This window comes from Rheinheimera sp. WS51 (genome assembly GCF_050936095.1).
Taxonomy (GTDB): domain Bacteria; phylum Pseudomonadota; class Gammaproteobacteria; order Enterobacterales; family Alteromonadaceae; genus Alishewanella.
This window is the reverse complement of the sequence record NZ_JBOTRC010000003.1, coordinates 185,102-206,682: the sequence shown is the minus strand read 5'-3', so window position 1 is coordinate 206,682 and position 21,581 is coordinate 185,102. Positions and strand designations below refer to the sequence as shown.

The window sequence follows — 21,581 nt, the reverse complement described above, 5'->3', positions numbered from 1 at the left end:
TACTATTGTTCTTCGCTAAACCAGACGATATTACGGGCTGCCATAATTAGGTCGGCGGCTTCTTGTTCCGACATTGGCACTATTTCCTGTAATTCATCTACACCTAGCTCAGCTAGGTCGTCTAACGTAATTATTTTTTTACTTGCCAGGGTATAGGCAGTATGAGTATCTAAACCTTCCAGTGCTAATAACGCTTCTGTTGGTTTAGCACCTTCAAGTGACTCTTCACTTGCTAACGCGCGGGTTGTTAATACCGCTTTAGCACGCTTACGTAACTCTTCAACGATTTCTTCATCAAAACCATCGATGCTCAGTAATTCTGAAACGGGTACATAAGCAACCTCTTCTAAAGAAGAGAATCCTTCATCAACTAATACATCGGCAAAATCTTCATCAATTTCTAATGCATCCATAAAGAGTTGACGCGTTTTACTTGTTTCTTCTTGGTGCTTCTTGTTCATGTCGCTAACCGACATCACATTAAGCTCCCAACCAGTTAACTGGCTGGCTAAACGAATATTCTGACCATTACGACCAATTGCCATCGCTAAATTAGCATCTTCAACGGCGATATCCATTGAGTGAGCATCTTCATCAACAATGATAGAGGCAACTTCAGCAGGTGCCATTGCATTGATAACAAACTGGGCATCGTTATCATCGTATAACACGATATCGACACGCTCACCGGCTAACTCGTTTGATACCGCTTGCACACGTGAACCACGCATACCAACACAAGCACCAACAGGGTCAATACGGCGGTCATTACTTTTTACAGCAATTTTAGCTCTTGCACCTGGGTCACGCGCTGCACCACGCAATTCAATCATTTCTTCGCCAATTTCTGGCACTTCGATGCGGAATAATTCTAAAAGCATTTCCGGACGTGAGCGGCTTAAAAATAACTGAGCACCACGCGCTTCTGGTTTAACTTCAAATAATAAAGCACGTAAGCGATCGCCTGGGCGATAAGTTTCGCGTGGTAACATTTCGTCACGGCCAAGCATGGCTTCAGCGTTATTACCTAAATCAACAATAATGCTGTCGCGGTTAACCTTTTTAACAACACCTGTTACTAACTCGCCGACTTGGTCGATATAAGCTTCAACCACTTGTGAACGTTCAGCTTCACGTACCTTTTGTACAATAACTTGCTTGGCCATCTGGGTTGTAATACGGTCAAATTGAATTGATTCAATTTGCTCTTCAACATAATCACCAATATTTAAGCTTTCATCTTCGTATTGAGCCGCAGATAAAGTGATCTCACGGTACGGGTTTTCTTGGACTTCATCATCAGCCACAATTAACCAGCGTCTGAAGGTTTCATAAGATCCCGTCTTACGATCAATAGTGACTCGAACTTCTATCTCGCCGCCATTTTTCTTTTTTGTTGCCGCTGCTAATGCAAACTCTAATGCTTGAAAGATTTTCTCTCTTGGCACTGATTTTTCGTTTGAAACTGCATCAACAACTAATAATATTTCTTTTGCCATTGTTCGTTGCCTCGATTTGCCCCGGTAGTTAAAAAACAGCTACCACGTTTGCTTTATCTATATTATCCATCAGCAAACGATAGGGTTTGCCATCTACTTCCACTATCAACATATCGTCTTCAATAGCTGTTAGCATACCTTTAAATTTGCGTCGGCCATCTTGTGGGATCGCTAATTTAACTTCAACTTTTTGCCCTACTACTGCTGCATAATGAGCAGGAGTAAATAAAGGACGATCTAAACCTGGTGAAGATACTTCCAATAAATATTCAGCTTGAATTGGATCTTCAACATCTAAAACTGCACTGACTTCACGGCTGACTAACGCACAATCTTCTACGTTAACGCCATCAGTATGATCTATATATAAACGTAAGGTAGAGTGACGACCGGCTTGAACGATTTCTAAGCCTAATAACTCAAAGTTATTTGCCTCTACTGTCGGTCGTAGCAGTTCAGTCAATTTCTGTTCTTGCCTAGTCAAAAAGACCTCCAAAACACAATTTGTAGAACGTCAACTGGCCGCCATTCACCAGCACTGTTCATACAAATAAAAAAGGGCCTGAAGCCCATTACTTTCTAAAACGCAGTCTTCAGATACGAAAACGCCCCGAACTAGCGGGGCGAATAAGCATCCAATCAATAAACATATCGCCAATGTTCACTGAAATTCTTTAATACTTACAAACTTGTTTGCGCTAGCCAAAGTTACCGACTTTAGCCACGTGGTTATAAAGCAAAACCCTAAGACTTTCGATATAACTTATACAAACTAAGTTGGTTGCGGGAGCCGGATTTGAACCGACGACCTTCGGGTTATGAGCCCGACGAGCTACCAGACTGCTCCATCCCGCGTCCGTATAAGCAGCCATTATATAGCGATATCTGTGGTATCGCAAGTGCTGACTGCGTTAACTCTGTATTTAATAGTGCGTATTAATGGTGCCGAGAGCGGGACTTGAACCCGCACGTCCGAAGACACTACCCCCTCAAGATAGCGTGTCTACCAATTCCACCACCTCGGCAAAATACTTTTCTTAGTTTCCTACAGGGATCTCATCAACTGGTTTTGTTTCTTCAGGTGTTACTTGCTCAGCCACAGGTACAGATAAATCTTGCCATTCATCTGCTTGTTTAGTTTGACCCGTACTGTAGTTACCCAAAATAATACTGACAACAAAGAACACCGTTGCCAATAAAGTGGTTGTTTTAGTTAAAAAGTTACCGGTACCAGATGAACCAAATACGGTTGCTGATGCGCCGGCACCAAAAGCGGCCCCCATATCGGCGCCTTTACCATGCTGAATTAATACTAAGCCGATTAAACTCATGGCAACTAATAAATACACTACAATTAAAATTTCGTACATGCTTATTCCTGTGCACTGCTACAAATTTGCGCAAACTCTGCTGCTTTAAGGCTAGCACCACCAACTAATGCGCCGTTTATATCTGGCTGAGCAAACAAGGCTGAACAATTTTCGCCATTTACGCTGCCACCGTATAATAATTTAATTTTCGATGCTACTGCTGAATCTAATTGAGCTAAATGGTCACGGATAAAAGCGTGTATAGCTTGCGCTTGCTCCGGAGACGCCGACTCACCTGTTCCTATAGCCCAAATTGGCTCATAGGCAATTACTGATTTTGCTAGTAATTCGGGCTGCGAAGCATACACTGCATCAAGTTGACGTGCAATAACCTGCTCGGTTTTTTCTTGCTGTCTTTGCTCTAAGGTTTCGCCAACACATAAAATAGGTGTTAAGCCAGCCTCGGTCGCCGCTTTTAATTTCGCCGCAATTAACTCATCTGTTTCCGCATTTAGCGTTCTACGCTCTGAGTGGCCAATAATAACATAAGTTGCGTTAGCTTCTAGTAGTTGCGCTGCACTTATCTCACCGGTATAAGCCCCTGCACTATGCTGACTGACGTTTTGCGCACCAAGAGCAAAGTTACGTTGCTCAGCAAAGCGATGTAGTAAAGTAAAAGGTGGGCAAATCACCACATCAAGACCAGTAAATGTTATGCCTGCTAATGTTGCGCTGATAGAGTCAACTAACTCAGCTGAACCATTCATTTTCCAATTAGCTACCAATAGCTGCTGATGTTTCATTTTGCATCCTAACCTTAAAATATTCAGGCGCGATGGTAACCAAGGCGCCTTGTTCAAACAAGAGTTAAAGTCGCATTAAAACGACATTTATTGTTTAGCTCGCCAGTTTTACTGCATCAGCAATTTGCTCAGCATAACTACGAACAACCGCTTCGTCTTCGCCTTCTACCATTACCCGAATTAATGGTTCAGTACCACTTTTACGAATAAGCACTCGGCCAGCACCATTTAATTTAGTTTCTACATCTGCAATAACTTCTTTTACATGATGGTTTTCTAAAGGTGTAGTACCTTTTTCAAATTTAACATTCACTAACACCTGTGGCATTTTTTGCATGCCACGGCTAAATTCAGCTAAAGACAACTTAGCTTCAATCATCGCGTTTAATACTTGTAATGAAGCAATAATGCCATCACCGGTACAGGTATAGTCTAGGTTTAATACGTGACCTGAATTTTCACCACCTATGCGCCAATCATGCTCGCGCAGCAGCTCCATAACATAGCGGTCGCCAACATTACTGCGGACAAAGGGAATATTTAACTCTTTAAGTGCCAATTCTAACCCTAAATTGCTCATCAGGGTGCCAACAACACCACCTTGCAATTTACCCTGACTTTGTGCCGCTCTGGCGATAATATAGACAATTTCATCGCCATCGAGCACTTTACCTGTATGGTCTACCATCATAACGCGATCACCATCGCCATCATAAGCAATACCTAAGTCTGCTTTTGACTCTAACACTGTTTGCTTTAATAAGTCAGTATGGGTAGCGCCACACTCGTGGTTAATATTAATACCATCAGGCGCAGCACCAATAATAACGACATCTGCACCTAACTCTTTAAATACCGCAGGCGCGATATGATAGGTAGCACCATGGGCGCAGTCGATAACAATTTTCATACCGCCTAAAGATAAGTGGTTAGGCAAATGGCTTTTACAAAACTCGATATAACGCCCTGCTGCATCTTCAATGCGTTTGGCTTTACCCAGCTTTTCTGACGGCTCACAAATCATTGGCTGCTCTAGCTCTCGCTCTATGGCGAGCTCTACGTCATCTTCTAGCTTAGTGCCGTCTGCTGAGAAAAACTTAATACCGTTATCATAATAAGGGTTATGTGAGGCACTAATCACAATACCGGCTTCAGCGCGAAAGGTACGGGTTAAATAAGCTACTGCTGGCGTTGGCATAGGCCCTAATAAACGAACATTAATACCCGCAGCAATAAGCCCTGCTACCATAGCGGTTTCTAATAAATAGCCAGAGATACGCGTGTCTTTACCAATTAATACTTTACGAGTACCACGCTTTGATAACACTCGGCCCGCGGCCCAGCCTAGCTTCATAGCGAATTCGGGTGTTATTGGAAACTCACCAACTTTACCGCGCACGCCGTCTGTACCAAAATATTTTCTTGTCATTTATTCAGCTCCATACTGTACCGCAGTTGCAACTTTAACTGCCTGTACTGTTTCTTTAACATCATGTACTCTAATTATTTGCGCGCCAGCTTGCACTGCAATAACAGCACAGGCCACACTCCCTATCATTCGTTGCCCTGCAGGTAAGTTTAATAAGTCACCTATCATCGATTTACGTGACATACCGGCTAATACCGGCATACCCATAGCAACAAACTGCTTTAGCTGCTGTAACAGCTGATAATTGTGATTTAGACTTTTGCCAAAACCAAAACCAGGATCAAGAATAATATTACTAGCTTGAACGCCTGCAGCTATGCAATGATCAGCTCTTTGCTGTAAAAATTGTTGCACTTCTTGCACGACATCTTGATAAACCGGCTTATGTTGCATAGTGCGTGGTGCGCCTTGCATATGCATTAAACACACTGGCACTTGGCTTGCTACAGCAACCTCTAATGCGCCTTCTTCTTGTAAGGCACGAACGTCATTAATAATATCTGCACCAACCTGAATCGCTTCTGACATCACAACCGCTTTACTGGTATCAATAGAGATAACACAATCAAAACGCTGCCGTATAGCCTTAATAATAGGGATCACTCTAGACAGCTCATTTGTTAAACTAACATCAGCTGCACCCGGCCTTGTTGATTCACCACCTATATCAATTATTGAGGCGCCGTCATTTAGCATTTGCTCAGTTTGACGCAAAGCTGCATCAATATGAGTAAATTTACCACCATCAGAAAAAGAATCTGGGGTTAGGTTTAAAATCCCCATTACAACCGGTTTGTCTAAACTTAAGGTACGTTGTCTTGGCAGCTGTAACAGCATTTGGGCTCCAAAGTATTTCGGGCTGAAATAACAGCAAAAAAGCCCCGAAGTGCGGGGCTTAATTTATTCTATTTACACCAACTTAGTGTAAATTACCTTCTGAAGGCTTGTCGTTAGCAGAAACACTTTCTGTACTAGTGTCACTGCTATCATCACTATCGTCATCCTTTGGTTTTGCTCTAGGCTCCCAATTTTCAGGCTGACGCACTTCACGACGCTCCATAAGATCATCAATTTGTTTAGCATCAATGGTTTCATATAACATTAATGCGTCTTTCATGGCGTGCAACACATCCATGTTTTCTTCAATTAATTTCTTAGCACGGTCATAGTTGCGGTCTATAAACTCGCGGATCTCAGCATCTATAGCTTGAACTGTCTCTTCAGACATATGCTTGTTTTTAGAAACAGAGCGGCCTAAGAAGACTTCACCTTCTTCTTCAGCATAAAGTAATGGCCCTAGCTTCTCTGAGAAACCCCATTGAGTAACCATTTTACGCGCTAAATCGGTTGCGCGTTCAATATCGTTTGACGCACCTGTTGTAACCGACTCAAAGCCATAAATAACTTCTTCAGCGATACGACCACCAAACAATGAACTAATCATACTTTCTAAGTGACGCTTACTGTGCGATACCCGATCTCGCTCAGGTAAGTACATAGTAACACCTAAGGCACGACCACGAGGAATAATGCTGACCTTATAAACAGGATCATGCTCTGGCACTAAACGACCAACAATGGCATGACCTGCTTCGTGATAAGCCGTCATTTCTTTTTCTTTCTCGGTCATCACCATAGAGCGACGTTCTGCACCCATCATGATTTTATCTTTCGCTTTTTCAAACTCGTCCATCGAAACAACACGGCGGTTTGTTCTAGCTGCAAATAAAGCCGCTTCGTTAACTAAGTTAGCTAAGTCAGCACCAGAGAAGCCAGGCGTACCACGGGCAATAACCGATGGCTCTACCCCTTCGCCTAATGGCACTTTGCGCATATGCACTTTTAAAATTTGCTCACGGCCTTTCACATCTGGCAAGCCTACAACGACTTGACGGTCAAAGCGGCCAGGACGTAATAAAGCAGGGTCTAATACGTCTGGGCGGTTAGTTGCCGCAATAATAATAATACCTTCATTGCCATCAAAACCATCCATTTCAACTAGCATTTGGTTTAGTGTTTGCTCACGCTCATCATGACCACCCCCTAAACCGGCGCCACGTTGGCGGCCTACGGCATCAATTTCGTCAATAAAGATAATGCAAGGTGCCGCTTTTTTCGCTTGCTCGAACATATCACGAACCCGCGATGCACCAACACCAACAAACATTTCTACGAAGTCTGAACCTGAAATAGTAAAGAAAGGTACTTTAGCTTCACCGGCAATGGCTTTAGCTAATAAGGTTTTACCTGTACCTGGTGGGCCCACTAATAAAATACCTTTAGGGATACGGCCACCTAGTTTTTGAAAGCGTGATGGATCTTTTAAATAGTCTACTAATTCAGACACTTCTTCTTTAGCTTCATCACAACCGGCAACGTCTTGGAAGGTGGTTTTAATTTGGTCTTCACCCATTAAACGAGCCTTGCTTTTACCAAACGACATGGCCCCTTTACCGCCACCGCCTTGCATTTGACGCATAAAGAAAATCCAAACGCCAATAAGCAACAACATTGGGAACCACGAAATAAAAATAGTGGCAAGCCAGCTACTTTCTTCCGGTTTAGTGCCAAGAGTGCTGACATCATTTTTAATTAAGTCATCTAACAGTTTATCGTCATAACCTGTTGGAATAACGGTTTCAAAACGGTCTCCGCTGCGACGCACGCCAGTAATAACACCAGAGCGCTCTACTTTAACTTCACGGATCAGCCCTTGGTTTACCTCTTTGATAAACTGAGTGTAGTTGGTTTGTCGCTCACTGTTATTATTAGGGCCAAAGCTGTTGAACACTGACATCAATACGACAGCGATCACCAACCAGACAATTAGATTCTTTGCCATGTCACTCAAGGTTATAACCTCTTTATTACCATAATTTATAAATTCCCGACTACTTTACTAAACTTTGAAGCCGGTCGCCACGATATATGTCTCACGTGAGCGTGCACGTGAAGAATCTGGCTTACGTATTTTAACTGTTGTAAAGGCTGCACGCACATCTTTTAAAAATTGCTCGAAGCCATCACCTTGAAACACTTTTACGACGAAACTGCCATTTTGCTTCAATACGTTATTACACATATCAAGCGCTAATTCGATCAAGTACATAGATCGTGCCTGATCAGTCGTATCATTACCACTCATATTCGGTGCCATATCCGATAACACCACATCAACATTTTTACCATTAATGCGATCTAGCAAGGCATTTAATACTGCCTCTTCACGAAAGTCACCTTGTAAAAAGTGAACACCATTAATTGGATCCATCGGTAATATATCACAGGCTATCACAGTGCCTTTTTCACCAACAACACCTACGCTGTATTGTGACCAGCTGCCAGGGGCAGATCCTAAATCGACTACTGTCATACCTGGCTTTAATAATTTATCTTGTTGCTGAATTTGTTCTAATTTAAATGCAGCGCGTGAACGCAAACCCAGCTTCTGTGCTTTTTGCACAAAGTGATCAGCAAAATGCTCTTGTAACCATCGGTTAGAACTTGCTGAACGTTTTTTCTTCGTCATGCTATCACTCTTAGTTAGTGTTATGCCTTAGATGGCGTTACAATAGCCAAAATTCAAGCGTCGGCAGTGGAAATAATCATTTTATGAGCTTATCAAACAAACAAATACAATTTTTAAAGGCTAAAGCACACGATCTTAAGCCTGTTATCTTACTTGGCAATAACGGTCTTACCGAAGGCGTTATGGCCGAAATTGAAACTGCACTTAATTTTCATGAATTAATTAAAATTAAAGTGCCAACGGCAGATCGCGAGCATAAAGCATTAATTATGGATGCCATTGTTCGTGAAACTAAAGCTGAACAAGTACAAGCTATTGGTAAAATACAAGTTATCTTCAGACCAAGTAAAGATAAAAAGATTCAATTACCTCGCGGTTAATTACCTCTTTAGTCTGATAACAAAAAAGCGCCTTTTGGCGCTTTTTTGTACTTGTTGGCTTATTATAGCCTAATTCGTTTTAAATAAGCTAAATAAGAAGCGAATAGTTAACACGGTTCATGCTAGTCGGTAAGCACATCATTTCTAAAATCCAGAATAGCTTGCTCTACTTCCTGTGCCGTATTCATTACAAAAGGTCCGTATTGCGCTATTGGCTCTTGTAATGGCTTACCAGCTATAAATAAAAACTTAACCGTGTCATCGCTGTTATTACTTATAGTCAAATTACCTGCGCCTGATAATAAGCTTAAGGTCTTTTCTTTATTTATCGAGCCTGCCTCACCAACATGAATAGCACCTTGGTAGCTATAAAGCATGGCATTCAGCTGCTCGCTTTTAGGCATGCTAATTGTTTGCTGCGGCGCTAAATGAATATCGAGATAAACAACCTCTGTATCAGCAATAGTAAAATAGCCATTAATCTTATTATCATTAATGCTAGTTTCACCGGCTATCGCTTTAACGCTAAAACCGGCAAACTCTTGCCAAGGCAGCTTATCAGCAGGCGTATCCTGATACGCTGCTGGTACAAGTTTTCTTTTAGCGGGCAAATTAACCCAAAGCTGAAAGCCATGCATTTTGCCTTGGGTTTGTTTGGGCATTTCAGAGTGAATAATACCTTTACCCGCTGTCATCCACTGCACACCGCCATCTTCTAACAGGCCAACGTTGCCAATATGATCTCTATGCTCCATTTTACCTTGCAGCATATAGGTTACCGTTTCAAAGCCACGGTGCGGGTGCGATGGAAAGCCACCAATATAATCTGAAGCTTGCTCTGAGCCAAATTCGTCTAACATCAAAAAGGGATCAAAGCGCTGTAAATTATTGCCACCAAATACGCGCAATAATTTTACGCCATCACCATCAGATGCTGCACGGGCTACAACTTGCTGCTGAATTTTCACAGCATTGTGTTTCTGAGACATGTTACACCTCGCTTCAGTTATATAAATAAGTGGCTTACAGAATGAATAAGCTTACGCTACTGCTTGCACCTGTTGCTCTGCTGCTGCAATGCTTTTAACACGCACTTCTTCGCCTAGGTTAACCCCTTCAGCATAAATAAACTCAACATCGGTTATACCTAAAAAGCCCAGCATAGTTTTTAAATACACCGTATCTAAATCAGTGCCTTTATCTTGATGCAAACCACCTCGTGCTGTCGCGATATACACTTTTTTATTGGCTAACAAACCTTGTACGCCTGCCTCAGTGTATTTAAAGGTAACACCAGCTCTGGCAATATGATCAAACCAAGATTTAAGCTGACTTGGAATAGCAAAGTTATACATAGGTGCGGCAATAACTATGACATCAGCTTGTTGTACTTCGGCAATTAATGTATCGGCTAACTTGGCATTACCCGCGCCAATGGCTTCAATAGTTTCCATGCTAAAATGCGGAATATCACCAGCTGACACATTACGCTCAACAATTGTCGAGTCTTTCTTTTCTGCTAAGGTGGCAACTAATTTTTTAGCTATCCCTGTTGATACGCCGTTATCACCGAAAATGCTAGACTGTACGTATAAGATGTTTTGCTTGTTCATATGAGTGTCCTCTTTTGACTAATTTTTAAATTGGTTAACTGAATTGCTAGCTAGTATATACGTTACAATTTAATCAAATGTACGATATATTAGCTAAAATCAATCAAGATTCTTGATGAATACTATGCCTAACTCACAAAACAGATCATCAATTAAGCCTAGCAGACTCCCTAAAATCACCATAGAACAATGGGCAACCTTTAAAGCCGTTGTCGATGAAGGCTCTTTTGCAAAAGCGGCTGAGCATTTAAATAAAAGCCAGTCTAGTGTTAGCTATATAATTTCTAAGTTAGAAGCACAACTACCCGCTCCCGCCTTAATGCCAGAGGGAAGGAAAGCTGTTCTTACAGAAGCGGGCAAGGTGCTATACCGCTATGCTAGCAACCTATTAACTCAGGCTAGCCAGATTGAAAGCATTGCCAACTATATTGCCCAAGGTTGGGAAACCGAAATTACCTTAGCCGTAGATACCGTAGTGGCTATGGATAAAGTATTTTCAGCCTTACAAGGTTTTTCGGCTGACTACCCTCAGCCTAGAATTAATCTAATAGAAACCACCTTATCAGGCACAGATGAAGCGGTATTATTTCGCAAAGCCGATATCGTATTAACCCCCACCTTGATCACCGGTTTTATGGGCATGGCTCTTGGCGAAAGTTTAATGCAATATGTTGCCAGCCCAAACCATCCCTTAGTTAAGTTAGGCAGGTCCATTCACGAAGATGACTTAAAGCAATATCGGCAAATGGTTATTAAAGACTCTGGCCTACAGCGCCAACGTGATGCCGGCTGGCTAGGCTCAGAGCAGCGCTGGAGCTTTTCCCATTTATCTAGCAGCATCAAAGCTGTAGTCCAAGGCTTAGGCTTTGCCAAATTTCCCGTCGACAGCATTAAACATGAATTAAAAACAGGCCAATTAGTCCTATTAGACTTAGCCAACGACATGCAACAACGCATACCGCTGTATCTTATAAAAACCGCGCAAAGCCACGCCGGCCCAGCAGTAGAAGAACTCGCCAAGCGATTACAGCAGCAATTGCAATACCATTCATCATATCGAATTTCTAAGCCGCGTGTGCTGCGGCTAACTGGCTACGGGCATCATTTTAACAGTTATGATGTTTCTAAGCCGCGTGTGCTGCGGCTAACTCAGCTGCTAGCGCTGAGGGCAAGCACTCTGTTTTCTAAGCCGCGTGTGCTGCGGCTAACTGAGGGGGTAGACGAATGATTTTAGCGTGTTTTTTCTAAGCCGCGTGTGCTGCGGCTAACCCTTTTATTAAACCGCTTCTACCGGCTGATTATTTCTAAGCCGCGTGTGCTGCGGCTAACATCAGGCTATGGCGACAAAGCACAAACTGTTTTTTCTAAGCCGCGTGTGCTGCGGCTAACCTGCACGCCTTAACGTTGCCATCATGCGTATATTTCTAAGCCGCGTGTGCTGCGGCTAACGTTATGACAAATGACAAGCAACAATTTATAGCTTTCTAAGCCGCGTGTGCTGCGGCTAACAAACGGCAGGGGATATAACTGTAGTGCCTTATTTTCTAAGCCGCGTGTGCTGCGGCTAACCTGAGAAGCGTTTAAAAGCTTCCACTGCATTATTTCTAAGCCGCGTGTGCTGCGGCTAACACTTGTACGAGAAAGGCATTCGTACATCTATTTTTCTAAGCCGCGTGTGCTGCGGCTAACAGCGGCATTGATTAAAACAGTGTTCAGGCTGCTTTCTAAGCCGCGTGTGCTGCGGCTAACAGCGACTAGCTCTAATGTCTTGCTGTTGATACTTTCTAAGCCGCGTGTGCTGCGGCTAACGACAGCAATATGACTGCAGCAGCTATTCGTGCTTTCTAAGCCGCGTGTGCTGCGGCTAACCATTAGCTGACCAATGATGCAAGCTGGCGTGCTTTCTAAGCCGCGTGTGCTGCGGCTAACAACCTGCCAAAGCATCAACAGAGCCGCCAGACTTTCTAAGCCGCGTGTGCTGCGGCTAACCAGCTAATGCGTTATATGCATTTTCATTCAACTTTCTAAGCCGCGTGTGCTGCGGCTAACCTTCGGTGCTGTTGTTTGGAAATGGGCTCGCGTTTCTAAGCCGCGTGTGCTGCGGCTAACTATACGTACCCGTACCGCCCCCGTTTTCAGTCTTTCTAAGCCGCGTGTGCTGCGGCTAACTAACTACAGACGAAATCAAACAAGCAGCAACGTTTCTAAGCCGCGTGTGCTGCGGCTAACAAGCTATTCGCACAATGTGCGATACCACAGCATTTCTAAGCCGCGTGTGCTGCGGCTAACTCTTCAAACATTTCTGCTTTAGTCATAGAGTCTTTCTAAGCCGCGTGTGCTGCGGCTAACTTTTAGCAAAAAAGTGGCTTAATTTTTATGCTTTTCTAAGCCGCGTGTGCTGCGGCTAACGCAAAGTAAAACATTCTTCTTTTTCTGGTGGCGTTTCTAAGCCGCGTGTGCTGCGGCTAACACCTGTTTTACCTAAAAATGGTAATTCATCTGTTTCTAAGCCGCGTGTGCTGCGGCTAACCGCAGCAAATATTAAAGGGGCAATAGTCTAATTTTCTAAGCCGCGTGTGCTGCGGCTAACAGGGTAACTAACACTTACTTAGTTGAGCTAACTTTCTAAGCCGCGTGTGCTGCGGCTAACGAACCCATTTTGCATGTAGTTTCGCAAAATAATTTCTAAGCCGCGTGTGCTGCGGCTAACCAGTAAAGCTCCTAACCTGATCTGACCATGCATTTCTAAGCCGCGTGTGCTGCGGCTAACTCGCTGCGGATTAAACCCGCTTCAGTAGCAAATTTCTAAGCCGCGTGTGCTGCGGCTAACTCCTCACTTACATCTTTAGAGTATGTGAACAATTTCTAAGCCGCGTGTGCTGCGGCTAACTGCCGTGTCCAGCATTGGACAAAAACCCAACGATTTCTAAGCCGCGTGTGCTGCGGCTAACTAATCTGTGATGTGTATCGAACAGGCGTGACTTTTCTAAGCCGCGTGTGCTGCGGCTAACATGTTTTCATTCGCCATTTCTGCCCCCTCGCTTTTCTAAGCCGCGTGTGCTGCGGCTAACTAGGACAAAAAGGATCCGATTCAGCTTTAGCATTTCTAAGCCGCGTGTGCTGCGGCTAACAATACCTCGGTTTTATCGTGTGCGTTCATTTTTTTCTAAGCCGCGTGTGCTGCGGCTAACCAGATCAGGTTAGGAGCTTTACTGCTTCCGTGTTTTCTAAGCCGCGTGTGCTGCGGCTAACATGTGCCCGATAGCGCTTGCACAAATACAAATTTTCTAAGCCGCGTGTGCTGCGGCTAACTTTCTTGCGCCGCTATTACTTCGGCAACATGTTTTCTAAGCCGCGTGTGCTGCGGCTAACATAATGACCAATGGAAGTGTAAACAAGGTAAATTTCTAAGCCGCGTGTGCTGCGGCTAACATTCAATGACTATTCGCGACCTGTACGAAAAATTTCTAAGCCGCGTGTGCTGCGGCTAACATGCATCTTGAATAGCATCTTTTAAATCAGCATTTCTAAGCCGCGTGTGCTGCGGCTAACTTAAATGTGGGTTTTTCTTAGCAGTTGGATGTTTTCTAAGCCGCGTGTGCTGCGGCTAACTTTTCAATGTTCCTGATTCTATCGTCCAGCTATTTCTAAGCCGCGTGTGCTGCGGCTAACTAGTATTACTTGTGCTGCATGTAAAGATAGAATTTCTAAGCCGCGTGTGCTGCGGCTAACGTTCATTATGCAAACCGAAAGGGTAATCATCATTTCTAAGCCGCGTGTGCTGCGGCTAACCCGCGACTCTGGCGAACCTATTGTATGGGCTATTTCTAAGCCGCGTGTGCTGCGGCTAACACGTTTTAATAGGTGTTGAAACTCGCTTAGACTTTCTAAGCCGCGTGTGCTGCGGCTAACTTCTCGCAGCGCCTCTGCAAGTCCTCGGTTATGTTTCTAAGCCGCGTGTGCTGCGGCTAACAAGATTAGTAACAACACGCTTGTTACCTTTTATTTCTAAGCCGCGTGTGCTGCGGCTAACTCTGGCGGTCAATGCGCTGCATTTTCTCAAACTTTCTAAGCCGCGTGTGCTGCGGCTAACCTGTATCGGCTGCGGGTGTTGTTCCGGTACCTTTTCTAAGCCGCGTGTGCTGCGGCTAACAAAAGCAAATGGCGAAAATTCCGGCCGTTTATTTTCTAAGCCGCGTGTGCTGCGGCTAACTCAAGCTGACTGTGATCGTTTGCCAGTATCATTTTCTAAGCCGCGTGTGCTGCGGCTAACATTAACGGCACTATAAACGGCTACGCTGCTCATTTCTAAGCCGCGTGTGCTGCGGCTAACGTTTTTTATGAACATAAAAATTATTGTTTTTATTTCTAAGCCGCGTGTGCTGCGGCTAACATGCAGTTAATAAATAAAGATTGTTGGTTTGATTTCTAAGCCGCGTGTGCTGCGGCTAACATAATGACCAATGGAAGTGTAAACAAGGTAAATTTCTAAGCCGCGTGTGCTGCGGCTAACGCCAAGCTTGGGCGCTAAGTGCTTATCGATATTTTCTAAGCCGCGTGTGCTGCGGCTAACTACAAGACCAACTGTGTCAGCTAGACATATCATTTCTAAGCCGCGTGTGCTGCGGCTAACACTGAGTTTATGATTTTAAAAGATGAATATAATTTCTAAGCCGCGTGTGCTGCGGCTAACTGATGCCATACCTTCACCAGTTTTTGGATCTATTTCTAAGCCGCGTGTGCTGCGGCTAACGATGCAGCATGTTTTGCCGCACCTACATTTTGTTTCTAAGCCGCGTGTGCTGCGGCTAACGGGCCCAAAGCGATTACTTAGTTGAATTAAGTTTTCTAAGCCGCGTGTGCTGCGGCTAACCATGATTTACGTAAACTTGCCCGATCTACATGTTTCTAAGCCGCGTGTGCTGCGGCTAACATTGGGGTGTTGTGCAATAGCACTACATAAATTTTCTAAGCCGCGTGTGCTGCGGCTAACTATAGCGGCTTTTTGTTCGGGCCTGTAAATTTTTTCTAAGCCGCGTGTGCTGCGGCTAACGGTAGCGATGCATTAAATAGAATTCTTTGGGTTTTCTAAGCCGCGTGTGCTGCGGCTAACTTGTCTATTACCACTTGTGCATCAGGGAGTATTTTCTAAGCCGCGTGTGCTGCGGCTAACACTTACACCCACAGCCTTGCCTAGCTGCATCTTTTCTAAGCCGCGTGTGCTGCGGCTAACGAAGGCGATACCAGATTGGCTTTCTTCTATCTTTTCTAAGCCGCGTGTGCTGCGGCTAACACGGGGTACTGTATTCGCTACTCAAAATCACATTTCTAAGCCGCGTGTGCTGCGGCTAACTCTTCCCAAATGCCGACCATGCCATCAGGGTATTTCTAAGCCGCGTGTGCTGCGGCTAACAACTGCAAACTATGACAGAAGCGCATCATAACTTTCTAAGCCGCGTGTGCTGCGGCTAACAGCTAAGCGGCACCGGCTGGACCCTAGATTATTTTCTAAGCCGCGTGTGCTGCGGCTAACGTCATTTCAGTGTCTATTTCAACAACTTCAAATTTCTAAGCCGCGTGTGCTGCGGCTAACAAGGTGCATCTGTTAATTCTGTACCAGCTGCGTTTCTAAGCCGCGTGTGCTGCGGCTAACAGCTGTCCAGTAGTGCCTATGGCAAGGTATTATTTCTAAGCCGCGTGTGCTGCGGCTAACTTTTGTTTACTGATCCGCGCCGTTCTTTAATTTTTCTAAGCCGCGTGTGCTGCGGCTAACGAAGTATTTAACCACTCGTGATACTGAGTTAATTTCTAAGCCGCGTGTGCTGCGGCTAACCATAGCTTGTAATTTATTTTGAATAGCTAACCTTTCTAAGCCGCGTGTGCTGCGGCTAACTCCAGCCAAAGACGGAACAACGGTTCCTTTAATTTCTAAGCCGCGTGTGCTGCGGCTAACGGTTTTAGTTAACTCGGCAGGAATAACAATACTTTCTAAGCCGCGTGTGCTGCGGCTAACAATGAGTCGGCTTCTGGCTGTTGTTCTGTACGTTTCTAAGCCGCGTGTGCTGCGGCTAACATTCTGCACCATCACATAGCTTATTATCTGCATTTCTAAGCCGCGTGTGCTGCGGCTAACAATCTGGCATTACTGTACCAGTGCCTGTTGCATTTCTAAGCCGCGTGTGCTGCGGCTAACATATAAAGTGCGCATAAGCACAACCCTAGTAATTTCTAAGCCGCGTGTGCTGCGGCTAACAACCAGTAAATCTTCTAGCTTCCAACCTGTTGTTTCTAAGCCGCGTGTGCTGCGGCTAACGCTCACAGGCATCATTAACCAGCCTAGCCACTTTTCTAAGCCGCGTGTGCTGCGGCTAACACTGCTTAAGAAAGCCCGTCACACAGAGCAACTTTCTAAGCCGCGTGTGCTGCGGCTAACTTCTAACGTGTTAGCAGCTGCACTACGCAAGTTTTCTAAGCCGCGTGTGCTGCGGCTAACCATTTACCAAAGGCCGCTTTGAGTTTTTACAATTTCTAAGCCGCGTGTGCTGCGGCTAACCCAAGTTCACAATCTAAAGGCGATGGAACATATTTCTAAGCCGCGTGTGCTGCGGCTAACTGTGATGTCGAATCAGTTAATGGTGAGCCTGTTTTCTAAGCCGCGTGTGCTGCGGCTAACTGTACGAGTAGCATTAGGTAAACAATTTGGAATTTCTAAGCCGCGTGTGCTGCGGCTAACATGCAAAAAGCCCTGATTTTAGCCCTGTTACTTTTCTAAGCCGCGTGTGCTGCGGCTAACAATCAACAGTAGCGCCATTCGGGTATAAAAAATTTCTAAGCCGCGTGTGCTGCGGCTAACCATGATTTTAAATGAACAAAGCGAAGAATAACAGCTAATTAGCTTTAATTAGTTCGCTTTACCCATACATTTCCATAGACTTGTAATTAATTGATTAATATGCAAATTTTAAAAGAGCAAAATAAAAGGGTATAAATACCCTTTTATTTTTTTATAACAGATTACCAATGCGGGACTGTCGCTGCGGTGCTTAACCCGTAAGTGCTAAAACTGCCTTGCTGAGGTAACTCTGTTAATTGTTGGTTTATAATTAATGAGAACTCACGATCTCCACTTAAGCTTTTTATTTTAATATATGGTAAGTCTTTTACTATTGGATTTTCATAGTGTGCTTTAGCTTTATCTAAAGATACTTGAGCCTCTTTAGCAAAACGTTGATTCTGCATCTCTTGTGCTTCTGTAAAGCTAATTTCTTTGTTAAGCCTTTTGCTTTCACGCTGCATAAAACGCCGCGTCAATTTTTCCATGTTCATATTTGGCCGGTAGCGTGTTACCTGTAAATACTCACGAACTTGGCTTGGTACTGGTTTAATACTAGTAATGTGTACGTAATCAGCTAATCGGCTTAGCCAATTTGGCAGGTTAAGCTGCTCTAATGCAGCTTGGCTGTATGCAAAAACACGCAGCTTAGTGCCTAAAGCGGCAATAGTTTTACCGTCTTTTTCAAAGCAATGATATTCAGGAAAACTAACGCCAATATCTACCGTTTTATCTGGTTTTTGCTGCTCCACTAATGCTAAATGCAATTGTGTGTACAGTTTGCTCCAAATAAAATACGGCGAGATATCAGGCGTTTTTATGATGGTTATTTCTTGGTACACCTTCATACATTACTCCTTACCACTGGCACCAAATACTCCGCCACGTATTAAAGTTGCCATAACATAGTGCTGTTGTTCTATTTCAGGCTTTTCTGACTTTAAAATCCAGTTATCAAATAGTGAATAAAAGTCTTTCTTTTGTTTTGGCTGGCGAAAAGCTTTGCCCATGGTGGTCACTGCACCATAAGGCTCAGCTGCGATGGGAAATTCGGCATCGTCATACCAATTGTCGATAGTACGGATAGCGTTACCTACTTTTTGCGAGTGCATACCTGCTCTGTCATTCACTTGATATAAAATTTTACTTTTAGTTTTACCCGTATCTAGGATCAGCTCTTGGGACGGGAATACTTCTTGCCCATAACCCACTATGGCTTTAGCTTCTACATATAGAATAATAAACTCTGTACCTAGTAAACCTTTCTCTATTAATGCGGTTAAGGCTTTTATGTTTTCATCATTGTGGTCAAAACTATTAAGGTTGTATTGTTTAGCATCTTTGAACAGTAGTGTCTGTTCACCGCATTTAACACTAACTTGAATTGACTCTGAACCTACCCGGTTACGCCATAGCCAACGTGCATTGGCAATATTAATTGCATAACGCTTAGCAAGTTCAGCTACGCCATGCTCCTCTAAATACTCGGCTACTACTTTAACTAAAGCTTGTTGATAATCTTGATCATTACATACATTGGGCTGGCCGGTAAAAGGTAGAACTTTACAGCTCCATTTAGCTATTAAAGTGTCGTTTTCGGTATCCAATGCGGCTGCATCAACTTTTTGTAGGTTTGCCTTTTCTGTTTCTGCATCTAATTTTGCAACGTCATTAGCGATTGCACTTTTTAGTCGGTTACTAATAGTGCCTCTCACTGACTTTTCTACTATTTTAACTTCACTGACTGGACCATTTTTTTGTTTACTATCAGTTTGCCAAAAAAACGCATCGGAAATGTCTAGGTTACGTTCAAACGCTAAAACTGACGCTGTAGTTAATTTAGTCATAATTAATTCCTTTTTAAGAATGGTTTTGGATCGTTAAATATAAGTTGTTGGTAGTATCATGTTGATAGTGCCAAAAAGCAGTTTTGAGGTTGTCTATTCTATGTGGGAATACCCACTTACCTAAGCTGTATATGGCTTCTACATACTGGCTAGGGTATTCAGGGTTTCTGGCATTTTGCATTACCCCTGGTTCATATAAATCTGATATAGCTTGATAGCCAACAGGTATAGGTACTAGCCAACCACGACCCGTTTTAGCTGACCTAACTTGCCACTGAGTAATACCTTTATCGTCTTGCTCTGGCACATGATGTAAAGCTGATACATCGATAAGTGCATCTAAAGTGGTGGTGTTAGGGTCTATTCTTTGTTGCAACTCAGTTAACTCCAATAAGTCTTTATGGGCATCCATTAATACAAATGCTGGCATAATTAATGGTTTTATCTGGTCAATATCTTCTGGTTGTAAATAAGTAAGAGGTTTAAATTTGGCTAAACCTTGAACACTACCACCAGCTATACGCTGCTGTTGTATCCATTGCCCTGCTAGCGTTAATAATTGCTGTATTTGTTGTTCGGTTAAGCTTTCGTCATCGTCCTCGTCTTCTGTTACTAGCACTTCAACAACTAGACTAACCGTTATATGACATTTACCTTCTTCAATAATTGAGGCCGTTTTACCGTCTTTTTTAATTGGGTTTCGCGTTTGGTTGAAGGTGAAGTCTGCATAAGGTGTAGTTTGATAAATTTGGGGCTGACAATCATGACAGGCAATTAAAACGCCACCTAAACTCAGTTCTGATAGGTTTGTTTGCTGTAGCTTTCTGCTCATTGCATGTACCGCGCCTAAAAATCCGGTAACTGCTGGAAAGCCATAGGTTATGGGACTTGAAATAGTATTAGCATGCTCAACCCTTATTTGTTTAAGAACTAAGTAACCCACAACTACTTTATTTACATTGTTCATTATAAAAATACCCCCTGCCCCTGACGCTGACTTTGGGCAATCATGTCAGCCATTTCTTTTTGCCATTCTTTATTTTCTGCATCAGCAAACTCATGTTTGGCGTGCTTAATTTCTTCTTTTAATCGACCATTTAGCCAATTAGCAAAACGCTTGCTAATGTCTTTACGCCATTCTGTTGTTTCTCGGTCTTTTAAAAACTGCTCTTGGCCTTCAAATTCAGCGCGCATTGGGTCTAACCATAGCTTCTCGCTGTAATCTAAAGCGTAATCAAGGGTCCAACCTGCTCTTTCTGTCTGTTGAATGGTGCTGGCGATAGCTAGTATTTGGTAAAGAAGATCATCTAAAATGGCTTGTCGAGCACTACGAATATTAACATTGTTATAATCTGTTTTAATTAAGCGCGTGAGTGCTTTAAATGTTTCTCGACAACGGTATTCAAGGTTTTTATTAAATATAGTGTCGCTATAAGCTGGAATGTTAAAACTTTTAATTTGCTTAAACTTAGGCGGCAAAGAAGGTAATAAATAGTTTCTTCCTCCTTGCTTGCTCATTAAAGAACTTATATTTTGAGGTTTGGTTCCACCAAGTTGAGTTACTGCAATATCATTAAAGCTTATATAAGGTTTATGCTCTGCTGTTTTTTTATATCGATCATCTCTTGCTTGTTTGTTTTCATCTGAAAACCGAAGATTATTTAATTTCAGATAAAAATTATAAGCTAATACAGATGGATATAATGGTATAACAGTGATGTATTGGTTCGATTCAGGAGTTATTGGCCATAACATCTGTTTATTACGTTCATGCGTAGTTGGTGTATTAATATAATTATTGAGTGCACTAAAAAAAGCTTGTTGGTACTGTACCGATAATTCTTTATCTTCAGAAAAAACATTATTTAAAGATGGATGCTTTGCAATAATCAGATCACTTATCTTTAGCTCCTTTTGCTCATCTACAATCTGACTAAAAAAAGCAGCTAGTGGTAAAGCGGCGGCGTTACCATTAGCATCTATCAAATCAGATTGAATGCTATGTGTACCAAAATACTTATGCGTAACTTGCTTTAAAAAAGTTACATTATCCCCCTTAGCATCTGGGTGTATACCTTTCGAAATATGAGTACCAAAATTCAATTGTTTTGCCATTCTAGTTGCTGCATCTTCCATCCAATTTTCTAATTGATACTTTTGTTTTGCGCTATGCAGTAGCTCATTCAATTCAGCTATTTTGTTTAAGTCTTGTTCTTGCTGCGCTTTTAATAATTGCTTTTGTTCCGCCTCCGTTTTCTTGTCATATTGGCTGGTTAAAAAAGCATTAATAGCTTTCTGGACCTGCTCTTGAGTAATGCTTTCCATTTTTTCTCCTTGTT

The 21,581-nt window shown here is 43.0% G+C and carries 15 protein-coding genes, 2 tRNA genes, 1 pseudogene and 1 CRISPR repeat array; of the genes and pseudogenes, 2 read left to right on the top strand and 16 right to left on the bottom strand.

Annotation, left to right across the window (positions count from 1 at the left end):
* Positions 1 to 2: 2 nt before the first annotated feature.
* From nusA to rlmE, 10 genes are all read right to left on the bottom strand, one after another.
* A complete protein-coding gene (nusA, locus tag ACRCA4_RS06395) occupies positions 3 to 1,499 on the bottom strand; it encodes a transcription termination factor NusA (RefSeq protein ID WP_433185781.1) in 1,497 nt (498 codons plus the stop codon).
* A gap of 28 nt (positions 1,500 to 1,527) precedes the next feature.
* Positions 1,528 to 1,983, bottom strand: a complete 456-nt coding sequence (gene rimP / locus ACRCA4_RS06390; RefSeq protein ID WP_433185778.1) for a ribosome maturation factor RimP — start codon at positions 1,981 to 1,983, stop codon at positions 1,528 to 1,530.
* A gap of 294 nt (positions 1,984 to 2,277) precedes the next feature.
* Positions 2,278 to 2,354: transfer RNA gene (locus ACRCA4_RS06385), tRNA-Met, on the bottom strand.
* Between the two features lie 85 nt (positions 2,355 to 2,439).
* Positions 2,440 to 2,524, bottom strand: a tRNA-Leu gene (locus tag ACRCA4_RS06380).
* 12 nt (positions 2,525 to 2,536) lie between these two features.
* Positions 2,537 to 2,869: a preprotein translocase subunit SecG gene (secG, locus tag ACRCA4_RS06375; protein ID WP_433185776.1), complete on the bottom strand. Its 333-nt coding sequence runs from the start codon at positions 2,867 to 2,869 to the stop codon at positions 2,537 to 2,539.
* 2 nt (positions 2,870 to 2,871) lie between these two features.
* Positions 2,872 to 3,612 (bottom strand): triose-phosphate isomerase, encoded by a 741-nt coding sequence (gene tpiA / locus ACRCA4_RS06370; RefSeq protein ID WP_433185773.1) that lies wholly within the window; start codon positions 3,610 to 3,612, stop codon positions 2,872 to 2,874.
* A gap of 94 nt (positions 3,613 to 3,706) precedes the next feature.
* Positions 3,707 to 5,041 (bottom strand): phosphoglucosamine mutase, encoded by a 1,335-nt coding sequence (glmM, locus tag ACRCA4_RS06365; protein ID WP_433185770.1) that lies wholly within the window; start codon positions 5,039 to 5,041, stop codon positions 3,707 to 3,709.
* A complete protein-coding gene (folP, locus tag ACRCA4_RS06360) occupies positions 5,042 to 5,878 on the bottom strand; it encodes a dihydropteroate synthase (protein ID WP_433185767.1) in 837 nt (278 codons plus the stop codon).
* 82 nt (positions 5,879 to 5,960) lie between these two features.
* Positions 5,961 to 7,883 carry an ATP-dependent zinc metalloprotease FtsH gene (gene ftsH, locus ACRCA4_RS06355; RefSeq protein WP_433185765.1) on the bottom strand — a complete coding sequence of 641 codons (1,923 nt, stop codon included), beginning with the start codon at positions 7,881 to 7,883 and terminating at the stop codon, positions 5,961 to 5,963.
* Positions 7,884 to 7,940: 57 nt separating this feature from the next.
* Positions 7,941 to 8,570: a 23S rRNA (uridine(2552)-2'-O)-methyltransferase RlmE gene (rlmE, locus tag ACRCA4_RS06350; RefSeq protein ID WP_433185762.1), complete on the bottom strand. Its 630-nt coding sequence runs from the start codon at positions 8,568 to 8,570 to the stop codon at positions 7,941 to 7,943.
* An 83-nt stretch (positions 8,571 to 8,653) separates the two neighbouring features.
* Between rlmE and yhbY the strand changes: the two genes are divergently transcribed.
* Positions 8,654 to 8,950 (top strand): ribosome assembly RNA-binding protein YhbY, encoded by a 297-nt coding sequence (gene yhbY / locus ACRCA4_RS06345; protein WP_433185759.1) that lies wholly within the window; start codon positions 8,654 to 8,656, stop codon positions 8,948 to 8,950.
* A gap of 122 nt (positions 8,951 to 9,072) precedes the next feature.
* Here yhbY and ACRCA4_RS06340 read toward each other — a convergent pair whose 3' ends face one another.
* Both ACRCA4_RS06340 and ACRCA4_RS06335 read right to left on the bottom strand, forming a co-directional pair.
* A complete protein-coding gene (locus tag ACRCA4_RS06340; RefSeq protein ID WP_433185757.1) occupies positions 9,073 to 9,939 on the bottom strand; it encodes a pirin family protein in 867 nt (288 codons plus the stop codon).
* A 51-nt stretch (positions 9,940 to 9,990) separates the two neighbouring features.
* A complete protein-coding gene (locus tag ACRCA4_RS06335) occupies positions 9,991 to 10,563 on the bottom strand; it encodes an FMN-dependent NADH-azoreductase (RefSeq protein WP_433185754.1) in 573 nt (190 codons plus the stop codon).
* A gap of 115 nt (positions 10,564 to 10,678) precedes the next feature.
* On the opposite strand from ACRCA4_RS06335, the pseudogene ACRCA4_RS06330 reads away from it, so the two are divergent.
* Positions 10,679 to 11,590: pseudogene (locus tag ACRCA4_RS06330) on the top strand (LysR family transcriptional regulator); the annotation flags it as partial.
* Between the two features lie 34 nt (positions 11,591 to 11,624).
* A CRISPR array of direct repeats spans positions 11,625 to 17,416; the repeat unit is 28 nt; unit sequence TTTCTAAGCCGCGTGTGCTGCGGCTAAC.
* 161 nt (positions 17,417 to 17,577) lie between these two features.
* On the opposite strand, the gene cas6f reads toward ACRCA4_RS06330, so the two are convergent.
* The 4 genes from cas6f to csy1 are packed head-to-tail and all read right to left on the bottom strand — an operon-like array spanning position 17,578 to position 21,567.
* Positions 17,578 to 18,243, bottom strand: coding sequence for a type I-F CRISPR-associated endoribonuclease Cas6/Csy4 (gene cas6f / locus ACRCA4_RS06325; protein ID WP_433185752.1), 666 nt, complete (start codon positions 18,241 to 18,243; stop codon positions 17,578 to 17,580).
* A gap of 3 nt (positions 18,244 to 18,246) precedes the next feature.
* On the bottom strand, positions 18,247 to 19,242 hold the full coding sequence (csy3, locus tag ACRCA4_RS06320) for a type I-F CRISPR-associated protein Csy3 (protein ID WP_433185749.1): 996 nt from the start codon (positions 19,240 to 19,242) through the stop codon (positions 18,247 to 18,249).
* 13 nt (positions 19,243 to 19,255) lie between these two features.
* Complete coding sequence (gene csy2 / locus ACRCA4_RS06315) at positions 19,256 to 20,209, bottom strand: type I-F CRISPR-associated protein Csy2 (protein ID WP_433185746.1); 954 nt, start codon at positions 20,207 to 20,209, stop codon at positions 19,256 to 19,258.
* A complete protein-coding gene (gene csy1, locus ACRCA4_RS06310) occupies positions 20,209 to 21,567 on the bottom strand; it encodes a type I-F CRISPR-associated protein Csy1 (RefSeq protein ID WP_433185743.1) in 1,359 nt (452 codons plus the stop codon). The genes csy2 and csy1 overlap by 1 nt, the downstream gene beginning before the upstream one ends.
* Positions 21,568 to 21,581 lie beyond the last annotated feature (14 nt).

Coding starts and splice junctions, on each gene's coding strand:
- ACRCA4_RS06340 (WP_433185757.1), bottom strand. CDS start 9,939: ATGTCTCAGAAACACAATGCTGTGAAAATTCAGCAGCAAGTTGTAGCC.
- yhbY (WP_433185759.1), top strand. CDS start 8,654: ATGAGCTTATCAAACAAACAAATACAATTTTTAAAGGCTAAAGCACAC.
- ftsH (WP_433185765.1), bottom strand. CDS start 7,883: ATGGCAAAGAATCTAATTGTCTGGTTGGTGATCGCTGTCGTATTGATG.
- folP (WP_433185767.1), bottom strand. CDS start 5,878: ATGCTGTTACAGCTGCCAAGACAACGTACCTTAAGTTTAGACAAACCG.
- rlmE (WP_433185762.1), bottom strand. CDS start 8,570: ATGACGAAGAAAAAACGTTCAGCAAGTTCTAACCGATGGTTACAAGAG.
- tpiA (WP_433185773.1), bottom strand. CDS start 3,612: ATGAAACATCAGCAGCTATTGGTAGCTAATTGGAAAATGAATGGTTCA.
- ACRCA4_RS06335 (WP_433185754.1), bottom strand. CDS start 10,563: ATGAACAAGCAAAACATCTTATACGTACAGTCTAGCATTTTCGGTGAT.
- cas6f (WP_433185752.1), bottom strand. CDS start 18,243: ATGAAGGTGTACCAAGAAATAACCATCATAAAAACGCCTGATATCTCG.
- nusA (WP_433185781.1), bottom strand. CDS start 1,499: ATGGCAAAAGAAATATTATTAGTTGTTGATGCAGTTTCAAACGAAAAA.
- secG (WP_433185776.1), bottom strand. CDS start 2,869: ATGTACGAAATTTTAATTGTAGTGTATTTATTAGTTGCCATGAGTTTA.
- csy1 (WP_433185743.1), bottom strand. CDS start 21,567: ATGGAAAGCATTACTCAAGAGCAGGTCCAGAAAGCTATTAATGCTTTT.
- csy2 (WP_433185746.1), bottom strand. CDS start 20,209: ATGAACAATGTAAATAAAGTAGTTGTGGGTTACTTAGTTCTTAAACAA.
- csy3 (WP_433185749.1), bottom strand. CDS start 19,242: ATGACTAAATTAACTACAGCGTCAGTTTTAGCGTTTGAACGTAACCTA.
- glmM (WP_433185770.1), bottom strand. CDS start 5,041: ATGACAAGAAAATATTTTGGTACAGACGGCGTGCGCGGTAAAGTTGGT.